18 protein-coding genes and 1 tRNA gene are annotated in these 15892 nt (G+C 69.2%); 12 read left to right on the top strand and 7 right to left on the bottom strand.

Features of this window, described 5'->3' with window-relative positions; all coding sequences use genetic code 11:
• The first annotated feature begins 172 nt into the window (after positions 1-172).
• The 5 genes from UAA55_RS27735 to UAA55_RS27715 all read left to right on the top strand — a co-directional run bounded on the left by UAA55_RS27735 (position 173) and on the right by UAA55_RS27715 (position 4082).
• Positions 173-1348 (top strand): acetyl-CoA C-acetyltransferase, encoded by a 1176-nt coding sequence (locus UAA55_RS27735; protein ID WP_145611208.1) that lies wholly within the window; start codon positions 173-175, stop codon positions 1346-1348.
• A gap of 174 nt (positions 1349-1522) precedes the next feature.
• Positions 1523-2248 carry an acetoacetyl-CoA reductase gene (phbB, locus tag UAA55_RS27730; protein WP_322956874.1) on the top strand — a complete coding sequence of 242 codons (726 nt, stop codon included), beginning with the start codon at positions 1523-1525 and terminating at the stop codon, positions 2246-2248.
• 214 nt (positions 2249-2462) lie between these two features.
• Positions 2463-2957 carry an NUDIX hydrolase gene (locus UAA55_RS27725; RefSeq protein ID WP_322956873.1) on the top strand — a complete coding sequence of 165 codons (495 nt, stop codon included), beginning with the start codon at positions 2463-2465 and terminating at the stop codon, positions 2955-2957.
• A gap of 2 nt (positions 2958-2959) precedes the next feature.
• Positions 2960-3871, top strand: coding sequence for an aromatic amino acid exporter YddG (yddG, locus tag UAA55_RS27720; protein ID WP_322956872.1), 912 nt, complete (start codon positions 2960-2962; stop codon positions 3869-3871).
• Positions 3872-3992: 121 nt separating this feature from the next.
• Positions 3993-4082, top strand: a tRNA-Ser gene (locus UAA55_RS27715).
• 92 nt (positions 4083-4174) lie between these two features.
• Here the strand turns inward: UAA55_RS27715 and UAA55_RS27710 are convergent.
• Together UAA55_RS27710 and UAA55_RS27705 are read right to left on the bottom strand one after the other, a co-directional pair.
• A complete protein-coding gene (locus UAA55_RS27710; protein WP_322956870.1) occupies positions 4175-4744 on the bottom strand; it encodes a class I SAM-dependent methyltransferase in 570 nt (189 codons plus the stop codon).
• Between the two features lie 271 nt (positions 4745-5015).
• Positions 5016-5996, bottom strand: coding sequence for a quinone oxidoreductase family protein (locus UAA55_RS27705; protein ID WP_322956869.1), 981 nt, complete (start codon positions 5994-5996; stop codon positions 5016-5018).
• A gap of 118 nt (positions 5997-6114) precedes the next feature.
• Between UAA55_RS27705 and UAA55_RS27700 the strand changes: the two genes are divergently transcribed.
• Positions 6115-6975, top strand: coding sequence for a LysR family transcriptional regulator (locus tag UAA55_RS27700; protein ID WP_322956867.1), 861 nt, complete (start codon positions 6115-6117; stop codon positions 6973-6975).
• A 19-nt stretch (positions 6976-6994) separates the two neighbouring features.
• Here the strand turns inward: UAA55_RS27700 and UAA55_RS27695 are convergent, their stop codons facing one another.
• The 4 genes from UAA55_RS27695 to UAA55_RS27680 all read right to left on the bottom strand — a co-directional run bounded on the left by UAA55_RS27695 (position 6995) and on the right by UAA55_RS27680 (position 10794).
• Positions 6995-7378, bottom strand: a complete 384-nt coding sequence (locus UAA55_RS27695; protein WP_322956866.1) for a hypothetical protein — start codon at positions 7376-7378, stop codon at positions 6995-6997.
• Positions 7379-7388: 10 nt separating this feature from the next.
• Positions 7389-8483, bottom strand: coding sequence for a hypothetical protein (locus tag UAA55_RS27690; RefSeq protein WP_322956864.1), 1095 nt, complete (start codon positions 8481-8483; stop codon positions 7389-7391).
• A gap of 240 nt (positions 8484-8723) precedes the next feature.
• A complete protein-coding gene (locus UAA55_RS27685) occupies positions 8724-9983 on the bottom strand; it encodes a M24 family metallopeptidase (protein WP_322956863.1) in 1260 nt (419 codons plus the stop codon).
• A 136-nt stretch (positions 9984-10119) separates the two neighbouring features.
• A complete protein-coding gene (locus UAA55_RS27680) occupies positions 10120-10794 on the bottom strand; it encodes a glutathione S-transferase family protein (RefSeq protein ID WP_322956862.1) in 675 nt (224 codons plus the stop codon).
• Positions 10795-10886: 92 nt separating this feature from the next.
• Here UAA55_RS27680 and UAA55_RS27675 point away from each other — a divergent pair, with 92 nt between their 5' ends.
• The 5 genes from UAA55_RS27675 to UAA55_RS27655 all read left to right on the top strand — a co-directional run bounded on the left by UAA55_RS27675 (position 10887) and on the right by UAA55_RS27655 (position 14284).
• The gene (locus UAA55_RS27675; RefSeq protein ID WP_322956861.1) at positions 10887-11714 is read left to right on the top strand and encodes a helix-turn-helix domain-containing protein; all 828 of its coding nucleotides are present in this window, start codon (positions 10887-10889) and stop codon (positions 11712-11714) included.
• Positions 11715-11728: 14 nt separating this feature from the next.
• The gene (lspA, locus tag UAA55_RS27670; protein WP_322956860.1) at positions 11729-12223 is read left to right on the top strand and encodes a signal peptidase II; all 495 of its coding nucleotides are present in this window, start codon (positions 11729-11731) and stop codon (positions 12221-12223) included.
• An 82-nt stretch (positions 12224-12305) separates the two neighbouring features.
• Positions 12306-12773 (top strand): MFS transporter, encoded by a 468-nt coding sequence (locus UAA55_RS27665; RefSeq protein ID WP_322956858.1) that lies wholly within the window; start codon positions 12306-12308, stop codon positions 12771-12773.
• Positions 12773-13573 carry an MFS transporter gene (locus tag UAA55_RS27660; protein ID WP_322956857.1) on the top strand — a complete coding sequence of 267 codons (801 nt, stop codon included), beginning with the start codon at positions 12773-12775 and terminating at the stop codon, positions 13571-13573. The genes UAA55_RS27665 and UAA55_RS27660 overlap by 1 nt, the downstream gene beginning before the upstream one ends.
• 78 nt (positions 13574-13651) lie before the next feature.
• On the top strand, positions 13652-14284 hold the full coding sequence (locus tag UAA55_RS27655) for a trimeric intracellular cation channel family protein (RefSeq protein WP_322956855.1): 633 nt from the start codon (positions 13652-13654) through the stop codon (positions 14282-14284).
• Positions 14285-14287: 3 nt separating this feature from the next.
• On the opposite strand, the gene UAA55_RS27650 is transcribed toward UAA55_RS27655, so the two are convergent.
• Positions 14288-14776, bottom strand: a complete 489-nt coding sequence (locus UAA55_RS27650) for a DUF6491 family protein (RefSeq protein WP_322956853.1) — start codon at positions 14774-14776, stop codon at positions 14288-14290.
• Positions 14777-14934: 158 nt separating this feature from the next.
• On the opposite strand from UAA55_RS27650, the gene UAA55_RS27645 reads away from it, so the two are divergent.
• Entirely contained in the window at positions 14935-15738 is an 804-nt protein-coding gene (locus UAA55_RS27645; protein WP_322956852.1) for a class I SAM-dependent methyltransferase, read from the top strand.
• Positions 15739-15892: the final 154 nt, after the last annotated feature.

The raw sequence follows: 15892 nt of genomic DNA, 5'->3' as shown, positions 1-15892 counted from the left end.
GCCCGCCTTGGTAAATGGCCAAGAGTAGGGGCGGGGGATGACGAAAGGCCGCCCCCACCGGAATTTCCACCGCCTTTTCCCGCCGGCCCCGTTAACCTTGACAGGGGCGCCGGCGGGGCGGGCCGCCCTATGATAGACGGGGCATGAAATCGTTCGGGAAGAGAGGAACATCATGGTCGAAGTGGTCATCGCCGGCGCCGCGCGCACGCCCATCGGCAGCTTCAACGGCGCGCTCAGCAGCCTGTCGGCTGTCGCTCTTGGCACCGTGGCCGTCACCGAGGCCCTGCGCCGCGCCCATGTCGACGCCGCCGAGGTGTCCGAGGTCGTGCTGGGCCATGTGCTGAAGGCCGCCACCGGCCAGAACAGCGCCCGCCAGGTGTCCGTCGCCGCCGGCGTGCCGGTGGAGCGGACCGCCTATACTCTGGACCAGGTCTGCGGGTCCGGCCTGCGCGCCGTGGCCCAGGGCTTCCAGGCCATCCGCCTGGGCGAGGCCGAGGTGGTGGTGGCCGGCGGCATGGAAAGCATGAGCCAGGCCCCCCATGCCATCCACCTGCGCAACGGCACCAAGATGGGTGACGCCAGCATGGTGGACACCATGATCAAGGACGGCCTGTGGGACGCCTTCAACAACTACCACATGGGCACGACGGCCGAGAACGTGGCCAAGAAGTGGGAAATCTCCCGCGAGGCCCAGGACGCCTTCGCCGCCGGCAGCCAGCAGAAGGCAGAGGCCGCGCAGAAGGCCGGCCGCTTCAAGGATGAGATCGTCCCCGTCACCGTGCCCGGCCGCAAGGGCGACGTGGTGGTCGAGGCCGACGAATACCCCAAGGCCGGCACCACGGCCGAGACGCTGGCCAAGCTGCGCCCGGCCTTCGCCAAGGACGGCACCGTCACCGCCGGCAACGCCTCGGGCATCAACGACGGCGCCGCGGCGCTGGTGCTGATGACCGCCGAGAATGCCGCCAAGCGCGGGGTGAAGCCGCTGGCCCGCATCGTCTCCTGGGCCACCGCCGGCGTCGACCCGTCCATCATGGGCACGGGCCCCATCCCGGCCAGCAAGCTGGCGCTGCAGCGCGCCGGCTGGACCGTGGCCGACCTGGACTTGGTGGAGGCCAACGAGGCCTTCGCCGCCCAGGCCTGCGCCGTGAACAAGGACATGGGCTGGCCCGACGACAAGGTGAACGTCAACGGCGGCGCCATCGCCCTGGGCCACCCCATCGGCGCCTCCGGCGCGCGCGTGCTGGTGACCCTGCTGCATGAGATGCAGAAGCGCGACGCCAAGAAGGGCTTGGTCACGCTGTGCATCGGCGGCGGCATGGGCATCGCCATGTGCGTGGCCCGCGATTGAGTGTTCCCTGGTTGCGAAACCAGGTAGGTGCCCGTTGGGCGCTGGCGCGATGGTGGGAACGCCGTCGCGCCCGCCTGACGGGAACGGGGGCCGGAATGTCGGGCGAATGCCGACCCTCCTTCAGGCGTGATGCTCCATGGTCGATTTCTGACTCGGGAAAAAGGGGAGGATTAGATGACAGCGCGTGTTGCATTGGTGACGGGTGGTACCCGCGGCATCGGTGAAGCCATCTCGGTGGCGCTGAGGGACGCCGGCTACAAGGTCGCGGCCAATTACGGCGGCAACGAGCAGAAGGCGCGCGAGTTCACGGAGCGGACGGGCATCCCCGCCTACCGCTTCGACGTGGCCAGTTTCGAGGATGTGCGCCACGGCATGACCAAGATCGAGCATGACTTGGGCCCGATCGAGATCATCGTCAACAACGCCGGCATCACCCGCGACGGCGTGTTGCACCGCATGGATTTCGAACAGTGGAACGAGGTCATCCAGACCAACCTCGCCTCCTGCTTCAACACCTGCCGCGTGGCCATTGACGGCATGCGGGCGCGCGGCTTCGGCCGCATCGTCAACATCGGCTCGATCAACGGCCAGGCCGGCCAGTACGGCCAAGTGAACTACGCCGCCGCCAAGTCCGGCATCCATGGCTTCACCAAGGCCATGGCGCAGGAAGGCGCGGCCAAGGGCGTGACGGTCAACGCCATCGCCCCGGGCTACATCGACACCGACATGGTGCGCGCCGTGCCGCCCAACGTGCTGGAGAAGATCGTCGCCAAGATCCCCGTCGGCCGTCTGGGCAAGGCGGAAGAGATCGCCCGCGGCGTGCTGTTCCTGGTGGCGGACGACGCCGGCTTCATCACCGGCTCCACGCTGTCCATCAACGGCGGCCAGCATATGTATTAAGAGTTCCCTCAGGCGCCGGGCGGCCACATCCGTGGCCTTGGCTTGTCCTCGCGTTTCAGTCCGCTACGCTCCCCACAACGCTCCGACGGCCGCGGTCGCGGCCTAGGAAATTTGGGGAGCGGCCGTGGCGCGAGGTGTTGGCCTGGCGGGCGGGCTTTGGGGTATGACAGGGGCGGGTCCGGTGACGGGCCCGCCCTTTGTCTTGGGTGCCGTCATGTCCGACCAGCCGTCCGCCTCGCCCCACCTCTATCCTGACCAACCCCGCGTGGGTGTGGGGGTGCTGGTGTGGCGGGGGAATCACCTGCTGCTGATCCGCCGGGCCAAGGCGCCCTTGGCCGGGGAATGGTGCCTGCCGGGCGGCAGCCAGGAGCTGGGCGAGACCCTGTTCCAGACGGCGGTCCGAGAGGTGCGGGAGGAAACGGCCGTCAGCTGCCGGCCTTATGCCGTGCTGACGGCGGTGGACGGCATCACCCGCGACCCGCGTCCCACGGGGGCGGAGCCGGAAGTGGAACCCCGCGTGCGTTTCCACTTCACCATCGTGGAGATCATGGCCGAGTACACCGGCGGTGAACCGGTGGCGGGTGATGACGCGGCGGCGGCGCTGTGGGCCGATCGTGAGGCCTGCGAGCGGCTGGTGACCTGGCCGTCAATCAAGGCGGTGGTGGATCTGGGCTGGGTGGCGCGGGCGGATAAGGGGCTGGAGGCATAGGCATGGACGGCACGGTTGGGAATGGCGAGGGGGCATCGGCCGGCGGCATCACCGCCCGGCGGGCCACCCTCATCGGCGCCGGGGCCATCCTGCTGTGGTCCACCCTGGCGTTGCTGACGACGCTGACCGGCCCCATTCCGCCGTTCGAGACGGAGGCGGTGGCCTTCGCCGTGGCGGGCCTGGTCGGCATCGTGTGGATGACGGCGCGCGGCCGGTCACCCTGGGCGGCGTCGCGCCAGCCCCCCGTCGCCTGGGTGCTGGGGGTGGGTGGCCTGTTCGGCTATCACTTCCTCTATTTCCTGGCGCTGAAGTCGGCACCGGCGGCGGAGGCCAACCTCATCAACTATCTCTGGCCCCTGCTGATCGTGCTGTTCGCCGGCTTGCTGCCGGGCGAACGCCTGGGGCGGCGCCAGGTCTTGGGTGCCCTGGTCGGCCTGGCCGGCACTGGGTTGCTGGTCACCGGCGGCCGGGGCATCAGCGTCGATCCCGCCTATCTGCCGGGCTTCCTGGCCGCGGCCGGCGCCGCCGTCACCTGGGGCGCCTACTCCACCCTGTCGCGCCTGCTGGGGGCCGTGCCCACCGACGCCGTGGCCTTCTTCTGCCTGGCCACGGCGGTCCTGTCGGCCCTCTGCCATTGGGGACTGGAGGCGACGGTGGCGCCCGACGCCCGGCAGTGGGCCCTGCTGACCCTGATGGGCCTAGGCCCCGTGGGGGCGGCCTTCTTCGTCTGGGACATCGGCATGAAGAAGGGCGACATCCACACCCTGGGCGCGCTCAGCTACGCCACGCCGCTGCTGTCCACCCTGCTGCTGATCCTGGCCGGCCGGGCGCGGCCCAGCGGCGTGGTCGCCGCCTCCTGCCTGCTCATCGTCGCCGGTGCCGTCATCGCCAGCTGGAAGCCCCGCCGGCGCTGATATTATTCGCTCATATAGCGCTTGCGCTGGCGATCCGCATCCGCTACGTTCCGCGCCGCTTCGCCAGCCGGCCCCTTTCCCGTTCGACAGCAAAACGGGGGCCGGACACGGGAATGGATACGGAGAGGTGCCGGAGCGGTCGAACGGGGCGGTCTCGAAAACCGTTGTACCAGCGATGGTACCGTGGGTTCGAATCCCACCCTCTCCGCCATTTCCTGTAAGCATTTCAATGTTCTAAAAAATGCCCCTGACCAGGCTGGGGACTTTGTTCTCTCGGCGTCGCCGGAAGGTCTGCCGGGCTGTCTATTTCCGGCACTCGACGCACAGGCTTTCCATGATACGCACCGGCTGCTGCGGCTCGACCTCGAAGATGTTCTCCACGTACTCGCTGCTGGCGTAGAGCGTCCTCTTGATGTGGGTGAAGCCGACGTGCTCCAGCACCCATTTCAGGGTGTCGAAATCATAGCCGCACTTGTGGTCGTGATTGTGCAGCATACCCATGAAGATGGCGGCGTTGGTCACGTATAGGTTGGGGTCCAGCGCTTCCTTGACGTATTCCTCAAGGAAGAACCGGTCGTTATTGACATAGGCCTTGGCCCATTTCTCCAGGTCGGGGACGATCACGCGCATCTTCCCGCCCGCGGCCAGCTTGGCGTGGCACTCCTTCAGGAAGGTGATGCCGTCGGTATAGCTGATGTGCTCCAGGAAATGGCTGTGATAGATCAGGTCCAGTGAACCATCGAGGGCCGGGATGCCGTCCCTGAGGTCGTGGTTCAGCATGAACGTCCCCTCGGTGTTGTTGAGGTTCTGGTAGACGCCGCCGCTTTCCAGCTGCGGCCAATAGCCTATATTGAGAAATCCGCGGTACAGCATGGTTCCGCAGCCAAGATTGTATTTTTTGAATGTATTCGACAGCGTGAGTAATTGTTCATTCATGATATAATGGGCTCCCCGATTGGCGCGGTGGGAAAATCCGGAAAGAAAATAAATGTATCCGGCGTCGGGGCGGTCTTAATTCTGAAAAGTAAAGCTGCCGCGGCCCCGGTCGTTTCTGGAGCCTATATTGGGCCTAATGGTTTAGCAACCGATTGGTGGGGCCCCGCTCTCGAGCGGTATGGGCCCCACCGGCATATCGGGAAAAGTTCTATGGTACCAGCAGCAGGGCCCCCGTCGTGCGGCCGGCTTCCAGCGCGGTGTGCGCCCGCGCCGCTTCGGCCAGGGGGTAGGTTCCGCCGATGTCGACGGTCAGGCCTTGGGCCAGGCGGGCCAACACCTCCGTCGCGGCCGCGTGGTAGGTGCCGAGGTCGGCGACGCGGGCCAGGATGCTGGGGCGGGTGAAGGTCAGGCCACGCTGTTGGGCCAGCGCCTCGGCCGCCTCCGCCGGGACGGGGCCGCCGGCTTGGCCGATGCTGGCCACCGTGCCGCCGGCCTTTGTGGCGGCGATGACCTTCAGCAGCGTGCCGCCACCCACCCCATCGATGGCGTAGTCCACGCCCCGGCCGCCGGTCAGCGCGGCCACCTCCGCCGCCACATCGGCGTCGCGGCCAAGGATGACGGCGTCGGCGCCGTGGTGGCGGGCCAGGGCCGCCTTCTCCGCCGTGCTGGTGGTGCCGATGACCCGGGCGCCCAGCCGCCGGGCCCAGCGCGTGATCATGATGCCCAGGCCGCCGGCGGCGGCCGAGACCAAGAGCACCGTGTCCGGACCCACGGGATACGTCGCGGTCAGCAGCATCTCCGCCGTCAGGCCGCGCAACAGCGAGGCGGCGGCCACCGGGCTGGACACGGTGTCGGGCAAGGGCAGGGCGCGGCCTGCCGGCAGCAGGCGGGTGCTGGCATAGCCGCCGGCCACCCCGGCATAGGCCACGCGTTGGCCCACCGCCAGGCCGATGACGCCGTCGCCCAGCGCCTCGATCACGCCCACGCCCTCCACCCCGGGCACGCCGCCGGGCAGGGGATAGAGCCCCCGGCGGTGGTAGGTGTCGACGAAGTTGACGCCGATGGCGTCATGGCGCAGGCGCACCTCGCCGGCCCCCGGGGTTTGGGCGGCCTGCGGAGTGACGCGCAACTGGTCCACGCCGCCGGGGGCGGCCACGGTGACGACGATATCGGGGGGCTGGGCGCCCATGTCTGGCTCCTTCAACGCCGGTGTGACGATGGTCCCGATTGTCGCGCCGCCGCGTTGGTGAGAAAATTCCCTAATTGTTACCAATGATTGTGCGAAAATTAACGGACGGGGCGGGCCCATGGACTGGGAGGATCTGCGCCATTTCGCGGCGCTGGCCACGGGCGGTACCCTATCGGCGGCCGCCCGCGCGCTGGGGGTGGAGCATGCCACCGTGGCCCGGCGGGTGGCGGCGCTGGAACAGGCGCTGGGGGTGAGGCTGGTGGACCGGCGCGGCCGCCGCCTGGCCCTCACGGCGGAGGGGGAGCGCATCGCGGCGTTGGCGGAGAGCATGGGCCACGACGCCCAGGCGGTGCGCCGCCTGGCCGACGGCGCCCGCGCCGACATCGCCGGCACCGTCACCATCAGCGCGCCGCCGGCCCTGGCCGTGCTGCTGCTGGCGCCCGTGTTGGCCACCCTGCGGCGGCGCCACCCGGCCCTGACGCTGACCCTGCTGGGGGAGGTGCGCAGCGCCTCGCTGGAGCGGCGGGAGGCCGACATCGCCGTGCGCATGAGCCGGCCGACGGAGGGCGACCTCACGGCGCGGAAATTGGCGCCCTTGCCCTTCCACCTTTACGCCACGCCCGCCTATCTGGCGGCCACAGCGCCCGCCGACTGGGTCTTCATCGGCAGCGCCGCCCCCTTGGACCAGTCCCCGCAGCAGCGGGCGCTGGAGGCCCTGGCGGCCGGCCGGCCCACCGTCTTCCACGGCAACACGGTGGAGATCCAGCAGGCCGCCGCCGCCAGCGGCATGGGTGTGGCGCTGCTGCCCGACTTCATGGCGGCGGACGACCCGCGCCTGGCCGCCGTGGCGGGCCCGCCCATCCTGTCGCGCGACATGTGGCTGGTGGTGCACAGCGACATGAAAGCGTCCGCCCCGGTGCGCGCGGCGTTGCGCTGCATCGCGGAGGAGATGGGGGGAGGGCCGGTCGCGGGCGGGTGATCATCACGTCGCTCATGCCCTATTCAAAGGCTTTGATGAAGTCGGCCGGCTTCCAGTCGGCGATCACCTTGAAACTGACCACGTTCAGATACGCGCTCGGATGATGGGAGCCGGCGAGGACATCGTCCCACACGGCGCGTGCCTCCTCCGGCAGGCGACCGAAGAGATAAGCGGCGGCGTAGACGCGCACGCCGTCATCCGGGTCCTTCAACAGCGGCACCAAGGCCATGCGGCCCTCGGGGGCCACTGTCTCCAGAGCCTGGACGGCTTTGCCCATCTTCGGCAGGCAGGCCTTCATCGTCCGGCGGTCGCCCATGAGATCGGCATGAAAGTACCGTTTAACCTGGGTGCGAAATTCCTCGATCCGCGCGGCGGTGCTGGCGTCTTTTCCATGAGGGGTCATAGGGTAGCTCCTACTTCACCAAGCCGAGGGAGCGCATGACCTCCATTCCCTTCCGCATCCGTTCCTCGAACGGGGCGGTTTTCAGATATTCGCGCAGGCTCATGGGTGCGCCCTTATAAGCGGGGCGATTGAAGGCGGCTGTGACTTCCTCATGCAGTATCCTGGGCATGCGCACGATGTTCCGGGTCGAGTTGACCAGCTCGGCCGGAATGCCATCCCCGATGGCCGACTGTTCGACGATGTGGTGATAGTCGTAGCCAGGGCCGGCGGAACCATACCTCTTCTCCAACGCGTCGATCTCGTCGATGGGAAGGTCGGTCTTCTTGAAGGCGTCATAGGAGGAGAAGGAAATCTCCTCACTGGTGACCATCAACTCCTCCGCGGTGCGCACGCCCGCTTCCGCGAATGCATGAACGGCGGCCACTTCAGCCGCCAGGGACTTCAACCGTCCCCCCAGTTCGGCCAAGTCCACCAATAGCGCCGCGTCGCCCAGCACATCGAGTACCGGGACGGCGTTGAAGGCCAGTTCCAGCGCGATACGGCCCAGGCGCCGCCGGGTGAGAAGTTCAATGGCGGTTTGCCGGAATGCCCGCCGCACGGCGCGCTGGGCGGTGGTTTTAACAGCTTCCCGCAGGGCGGCCGTATCTTCCGGTTTGGGCTCGGGGGCGTCGGTTTCCGCCTGGTCCGCTTCGCTGAGTCCGCCATCCTTGGGCCGGAACTGGCCGCCCTTGCCATCGGGCGCTCCCGCCTCCCACCCCGGATGGGCGGGATCGTCGGGGCTGGCCTTGGCGAGGGGAGTGCTGCCAGAGGGGGGCAGGTCCAGATATTGTGCGCCGATGACGGCGCGCGCCAGGTGGCCCTCGTTCAGCGCCCGGGCGATGGGCGACAGGCGGGCGTGCAACCGTCGTGCATCGACGGCCCGGCCCGAGGCCGCCGTTACCAAGGCGCCCAGTTCGTCGGTGGGGCGGGGAGCCCAGCCGGCCGTGGTCCTCACCAGCAGGCGGATGGAATTCCAGAGAGGACCCTGATCATCGCAGACGACACCGGGCCTCGCCTGCGGCGGGGCAAGCCGGTGGCCATACGTGGCGTGGGACGCCCCGTTCATACCGTTCTCCATCCTTGCGTTGACGACGCAGAATGAGAACACATCATGAACATCCGGTCAACGCGGATTCTCGCGCTTTAGGCGCAAACTCTGGCGGGTCGACCTATAGGGTTGTATCTCCATCCATAGTCCGTCCTGCCTTCCGCCCCAGGTGCTGAAGGGCGGCAGCATCGACATCCGCGGCAACACGGACCAGTCCTGGGATCAGAAATCTCCGGCGGCCGCAGTCGCGGCCCAAGTTCAGATCGGCTGGTCGAGGGAGGCCGCCAGCGGGGTGAACAGCTTCGGGCCCGTTTCCGTCATGTGCCAGCAATCCTCCAGCCGGATGCCGAATTCGCCGGGGATGTAGAGCCCGGGCTCGTCGGAGAAGCACATGCCCGGCTCCAGCGGCGTCGTGTCGCTCAGCACCAGGTAGGGGGATTCGTGCCCGTCCAGGCCGATGCCGTGGCCGGTGCGGTGCGACAGGCCGGGCAGGCGATAGCCGGGCCCCCAGCCTTCGCCCTCGTAATAGCGGCGCACGGCCTTGTCGATCTCGCCCACGGCGATGCCGGGCCTGGCGGTTTCCAGCGCGATCTCCTGCCCGCGCTTCACCGTGTCCCACACCTTGCGCTGGCGGGCGCTGGGGGTGCCATGGACCCAGGTGCGGGAGATGTCGGACTGATAACCATGCACGGCGCAGCCGCAGTCCAGCAGGACGGTGGAGCCGTCCTTCACCACCTCCGGCTGGATCGAGCCGTGGGGGTAGGCGCTGGCCTCGTTCAGCAGCACCAGGGAGAACTCGGGCTGGCCGCCCAGGGCCGCGGTGGCGGTGTCCACCAAGGCCGCGATGTCGGCGGCCCGCATGCCCGGCCGGACATGGGCGTGGGCGTGGCGCAGGGCCGCCAGCGTCACCTCGTTGGCCACCTGCATCAGGGCCAGCTCCGCCGGCGACTTGTGCATGCGGCAGGCCCGCACCAGGTCGTCGCCGGACACCAGGTCGTAATCCGTGGTCACCTGGCGGATGCCGTCGATGATGAAGAAGCGGGTGGTGGGCTCCACCGCCACCGTGCCTGTCGCCACGCCGCTGTCCTTCAGGGACTGAGCCAGGCGCTGGAAGGGGCTTTCGTGTTCGTTCCACGCCCGGACGTCGCCGCCCACCTGCAGGGTCTCACGCACCGAGGGTTCCTCGAACGCCGGGGTCACCACGATGACCTGGCCCTTGGCCGGAATCAGCGCCGCGGTGGTGCGTTCGGAACGGTGCCAGCGGATGCCGGTGAAATAGTCCAGGCTGCTGCCCGATTCGACCAGGAAGGCCGTTATGCCCCGGCGGGCCATCAGGTCCTGCAGCTTGGCGATGCGGGCCTGCCGCTCCTCGACCGCGATGGGCTTGGCGCCGGTGGTCATGGATTTCAGGGCGGCGAGGCTGTCGGTGCCGGATGGGCTGGCAGCCCGGGCCGAGAGGGCGCCGGCGGAGAGCGGAAGCGTGGACGCGGCGGCGAGGAAAAAGCGGCGGCTGACCATGGTGAAGCAGTCCCGGATGTTTTTGGCCGGCCATCCCCGATGTGGGTCAGGAGGGGCCGGCGATCTGGCATCCGTCCTACCACAGCGCCGCCGCCTTTTCCCCGTCTTTCCCGATGGATGCGACGGTCTGGATATATTATGCAGTCGCCGCGCGCTGGGCCATGAAGGCGCGCAGGCCGTCCTCCATCTCATCCCACACCCGCGCCAGGGCCGGGCTTTCGCGCAAGCCCTGGGCATAGCCGGCCACGGCGGCGTGGCGGTCCAGCAAGTGGGCGCGGCCGGAGAAGCGCATGAGGCCCTCCAGCGTATAGCGCACCGGCACCAGCCAGGCGTCGGCGGTGCTGACCCGGCCGCCGAAGGCGAAGGGGCCGCGCGCCGTATCCTCGGCCAACAGGCCATTCAGCAGGCCCAGGCCGCTGTCCAGCTTGGCCAGTTGCGCCTGGATCGCGGCCTCATCCGGTGTCTTGGTGTCGAACAGGCCGAACAGGGGGAAGGTCTCGCGCATCACGTAGTTGTCGGCCACGGCCGTCAGCAGGCGCACACGGGCATGGTCCACCGGGTCGTCGGGGCGCAGGGGGACGGCGGGGAAGGCGTCCTCCAGGTACTCCACGATCACGGCCGATTCCGGGATGGACCGGCCGTCGTCCAGCACCAGCACGGGCACCCGCACCATGGGGTTCAGCGCCCGGAAGGCGGGGGAGGTGCGCCAGTCCTCGGGCGGGGTTAGGATGTCGACGGCCAGGTCCTTGCCGTAGATGGCGGCGCGGACGCGCGCGGCGAAGGGCGACAGGGCCAGGGAGTAAAGTTTCATGGCGGCTCTCCATGGGAACGGCGATCGGAAGGGACGATAGGCTTGGGGGATTTGGTGGGCTTGGAAAAACGCGACCAGGACAGGGAAAATCCGTGCGCCCGGTGACGGCGGCGCCCAAGGGCGTGCTGGCGCCCGGGGCGGCGGGGCGGCGCTTCCGCCTGGGCCGCTACCTGCCGGCCGAGGATCTGGCGGCGGTGGTGGAGCATTATTGGGTGGTGGCCTGGGACCTGACCGGGCAGCCGCCCTATGTCCAGCGCACGCTGCCCTATCCCGCCGTGAACCTGGTGTTCGAGCGGGGGCGCAGCGCCATCTACGGCCCCATGCACGGCATCTTCGCCTATGAACTGCGCGATGCCGGGCGGGTGCTGGGCATCCGTTTCCGTCCCGCCGGCTTCCGCGCCCTGCTGGGCGCCCCCCTGACCACGCTGGTCGACCGCACCTTGGCCCTGGGGGCCGTGTTCGGCGCGGCGGCCGAGGGGGCGGAGGCGGCGGTGCTGGCGGCCGAGGATGACGCCGGCATGGTGGCGGTGGCCGAGCCCTTGCTGCGTCAGGGGTTGATGGATGTGCCGCCGATGGCGGCGGAGATCAACCGGCTGGTGGCGCTGGTGGAGGCCGACCGCGACATCCTGCGGGTGGATGATCTGGTGGCCCGCTCGGGTTCCAGCGTGCGCGCGCTGCAGCGGCTGTTCGCCGACTTGGTGGGCATGACGCCCAAATGGGTCATCCGCCGGGCCCGCCTGCATGAAGCGGCACACCGCCTGGGCCAGGGCGAGGCGGTGGATCTGACCACGCTGGCCCAGGATCTGGGCTATTTCGACCACGCGCATTTCACCCAGGATTTCAAACAGGTCATCGGCCAGTCACCCTCCGCCTATCGCGAGGCCTGCGCCCGAAAGAACGACAGCGGGGATGAGGGATGATGAGTGTGCCGAGGATGGGTATACAGGACCGACTGCGCTGGTTGGCGCCGTCGGCGCTCGCCTGGTTCGCGGCCGACCAGGCGACCAAGGCCTGGCTGAAGGGGGCCTTGACCCCGGGGGTGGAACTGACGGCGCTGGACGGCGCCATCCTGGTGACGCCGGTCAACAACCCCGGCGCCTTCCTGAGCATCGGCGCCGGGCTGGACGACCACGCGCGGGGCCTGGTCTTCACCGTGGGCGTGGCCCTGGTCCTGGCCGCCTTGCTGGTGTGGAGCCTGCGGGCACGGGTGTTGAGCCGTTTGGAGCTGCTGGGCGCGGGCAGCTTCCTGGGCGGTGGCCTGGGCAACCTGCTGGATCGGTTGGTGCAGGGCGGCACGGTGTTCGACTTCCTGAACCTGGGGATCGGCAGCGTGCGCACCGGCATCTTCAACATCGCCGACATGGGTCTGATGGTGGGCGTGGCGCTGTTCGTCGCCGGCGGCCTGACGGCGGGGCGGCGTCAGGTTTAGTTGTTGATAGCAACTTTTCTGGACATCCATCGTTCCCGCGCGCACCTTGTTCCCGACCGATAAGAATAAACGGGAGAGGAACGTGCTGAACCATGACGCGGTGGCCGCCCCGGGGAATGCCCCGATCGCGGCGCCACAGGCCCCGGCGGGCGGCCTGATCAACCGCACCACCCTGCTGTGCCTGCTGGTCGCCGTCCTGGAGGGGGTGGATCTGCAGGCGGCCGGCGTGGCGGCGCCCAAGTTGGCCCCCGCCCTGCACCTGGCGCCCAAGGAACTGGGCGCCTTCTTCAGCGCCGGCACCATCGGCCTGTTCCTGGGGGCCCTGGTGGGGGGCCGGTTGGCCGACCGTTTCGGGCGCAAGGCCGTGCTGGTGGTCTCGGTCGCCCTGTTCGGCCTGTTCACCGCCGCCACCGCCCTGTCGCCCGACTTCACCACCCTGTTCCTCATGCGCTTGGCCACCGGGCTGGGCCTGGGCGGCACCCTACCCAACCTGGTGGCCCTGGTGGCGGAAAACAGCCCCCCCGGCCGGGGGGCGGGGCCGTCTCCCTGATGTATGGCGGCATGCCCCTGGGTGGCGCCATCGTCAGCCTGATCGCCGTCTTCGCCGGCATGGGCGGCGGCTTCGACAGCTGGCGCACCATATTCTATGTCGCCGGCGGCGCGCCGCTGCTGGTCCTGCCCCTGCTGATCTGGGCCTTGCCCGACTCGCACGCCTTCCGCGCGGCCGCGGCGGCGGAGGGGGACGCCCGGCCCGGCATCATCGCCATCCTGTTCGGCGGCGGCCGCGCGGTGGAGACGGTGCTGCTGTGGCTGGCCTTCTTCGCCACCCTGATGGTGCTGTACCTGCTGCTCAGCTGGTTGCCCCTGTTGATGACCGACCGGGGGTTCAGCAAGCCCCAGGCGGCGCTGATCCAGGTGATGCTGAACATCTCGGGCGCCATCGCCTGCGTCGTCACCGGGCCCATGCTCGACGGCCCGCGGCGCTTCGGTTACGCCATCACGGTCTTCGTGGGCCTGGCGGTTTTCCTGGTGCTGCTGGCCCAGATGCCGGCCAACCTGACCATCGCCCTGTTGGTGGGGCTGGGGGCCGGCGCCATGGTCCTGACCACCCAGGCCACGCTCTACGCCGCGGCGCCCGCCTGCTACCCCACCGCCATTCGGGGCACTGGCGTGGGTGGGGCGGTGGCCGCCGGGCGCCTGGGTTCCGTCGTCGGGCCGCTGCTGGGCGGCGGCCTGGTGGAGGCGGGGCTGTCGGCGCCGGATTTGCTGCTCAGCCTCGTGCCCCTGGTGGCGGTGGGCGGGCTGCTGGCGGTCCTGCTGATCCATCGGCAACTGCGGCGTCCGGCCTGACCCTCTCGCCAGCCGGCGCTCCGGCGTGTAACGCTGGACGGAGTTGGTTGGCCGGTGGGGATCTGGTTGGGGGCGGGAATGGGGAAGAAGACGGATACGGTGCTGGCCGTGGCCGACATGGCTGGCACCGTGCTGTTCGCGGTCGAGGGCGCCATGGCCGCCCTCAGGGGGGGCTTGGACCTGTTCGGTGTGATGGTCCTGTCCTTCGCCACGGCGTTGGGCGGCGGTGTGCTGCGCGATCTGCTGATCGGGGCGGCGCCGCCCACGGCCCTGCGCGACTGGCGCTATCCCGTCATGGCCTTCGCCGCCGGGGCGGCCACCTTCACCGGCCACGCCATGGTGGGCCAGGTGCCGGTGGGGCTGATGACCACCCTGGACGCGGCCGGCCTGTCGCTGTTCGCCGTGGCGGGCACGGAAAAGGCGCTGAACCGCGACATCCCGCCCTTCAGCGCCGTGCTGATGGGCACCATCACCGGTGTGGGCGGCGGCACCCTGCGCGACATCATGCTGGCCCAGGTGCCGGCCATCCTGCGGGTGGATGTTTACGCCACGGCCGCGTTGCTGGGCGCCGCGGTCATGACCGCCGCCATCCGCCTGGGCATGGCACCGCGCTACGCGGCGCTGGCTGGGGGCGGGGCCTGTTTCGCGCTGCGCATGGTCAGCGTCTGGCGGCACTGGGCTCTGCCCACGGCGGTGGGGCTGCCGGGCTGACGCTCAGTCGCGGTCCTGGTCATCGGGCGCGGGCGTGGCCGCGCCGTTCGGGCTTTCCGTCTTCTGCTTGGCCTTCAGGGCGTCGACCTCGGCCTTGTCGATGGGGATCATGCTGTCGATCAGGCAGACCGGCGGCACCGGCATGCCCACCAGGGTCAGCGGGTCGGTGCGGCACAGCTCGTCATTATGGGAAACGTAGGCGAAGCCGTAGAAGCCCAGCCCGGCGCAGCGGCCGGCCAGGTTGATGCGGATGAACTTGGTTCGGTCCTGCATCTCCACCAGGATGGTGCTTTCATCGATGACCTGGGTGCGGCGGATGGTGCGGACGGGGATGCACATCTGCCCCCTGTCCCGCGACTCGGCCTTGGCCGTCTGGACGCCGTCGGATTTGTCGGTGCTGGACGTGTTGCTGGTGGTCTGGTCGGCGGCGCAGCCGGCCAGCAGGCCGGCCGCCAGGGCGGCGGCGATCAGGGCGGGGACGGGGCGGAACATGGCGGGGGCCTCCCAAGGCGTTCACCTGAAAGGTAAGCCCCAATTCGCGCGCCCACAAGCGGCGGCCACGTCGCAGGCGGGCGCGGCGGCATGGCGATAGGCACTAGGGCCGCAGGCCTAATAGGCGGAGGCGCCCCGGGCGTGCTAGCATCCCGCTGATGTACAATGACGTCGTCGACCTCCGCGAATTCTACGAAAGCAGCCTGGGCCAGGTGGTCCGGCGGCTGGTGCGCCGCCGCCTGCGCGAGCTTTGGCCCGACGTCAGCGGCCAGCGCGTCCTGGGCATCGGTTACGCAACCCCCTTCCTGCGGCCCTTCCTGACGGAGGCGGAGCGGGTGATGGCCGTCATGCCGGCCGCCCAAGGCGTCGTCTTCTGGCCGCCCGAGGGGCCCGGCCTGGTGACCCTGGGCGAGGAATTGGAACTGCCCTTCCCCAATATGTCGGTCGACCGCGTGCTGCTGGTCCATGGGCTGGAGTTCACCGAGCACCTGAAACCCATGATGCAGGAGATCTGGCGCGTCCTGGCGGGCGGCGGGCGCCTGATCGCCGTCGTGCCCAACCGCCGGGGCATCTGGGCCCGTACCGACCGTACCCCCTTCGGCCACGGCTCCCCGTTTTCCACGGGCCAGTTGCGCCGCGTATTGCGCGCCAACCTGTTCGTGCCGGAGCGGGAGACGTCGGCCCTGTTCATGCCGCCGGTGAAGTACCAATTCTTCATGGCTTCGGCCGGCGCGGTGGAAAACCTGGGCGCCCGCTGGTTCAAGGCCTTCGCCGGTGTCCAGATCGTGGAGGCCAGCAAGCAGATCTACGCCACCACCGCCACCCGGGTGGTGGAACCGCGGCGGCGCCTGGCCCCCTCCGTGGCGCAGCCGGCCTTCTCCGGCCTGGCGGCGGAACGGCGCCTGCTGCCCCGCCTTGCGGCCTCGTCGGGCGTGATCGTGGAACCCGAGGCGAAGCCCTGAGAATCCCGCAACGGTGCCGGGCGTCGGGATTCCGCGCGGACTCGTATTGGGGGTGCTTGACAGGGCCGAGGTCGCCTGTATAGTGCGCGCTCTCTTAGAAACGGGTCCTGTGCTAGGTCCCGTCGTTCCGTTTTGCGTGGGCGCTGGCCACTCT

The sequence above is a fragment of the Nitrospirillum guanabarense genome, assembly GCF_034653355.1.
Lineage (GTDB): Bacteria > Pseudomonadota > Alphaproteobacteria > Azospirillales > Azospirillaceae > Nitrospirillum.
This window is presented reverse-complemented; position numbering and strand designations above follow the sequence as displayed.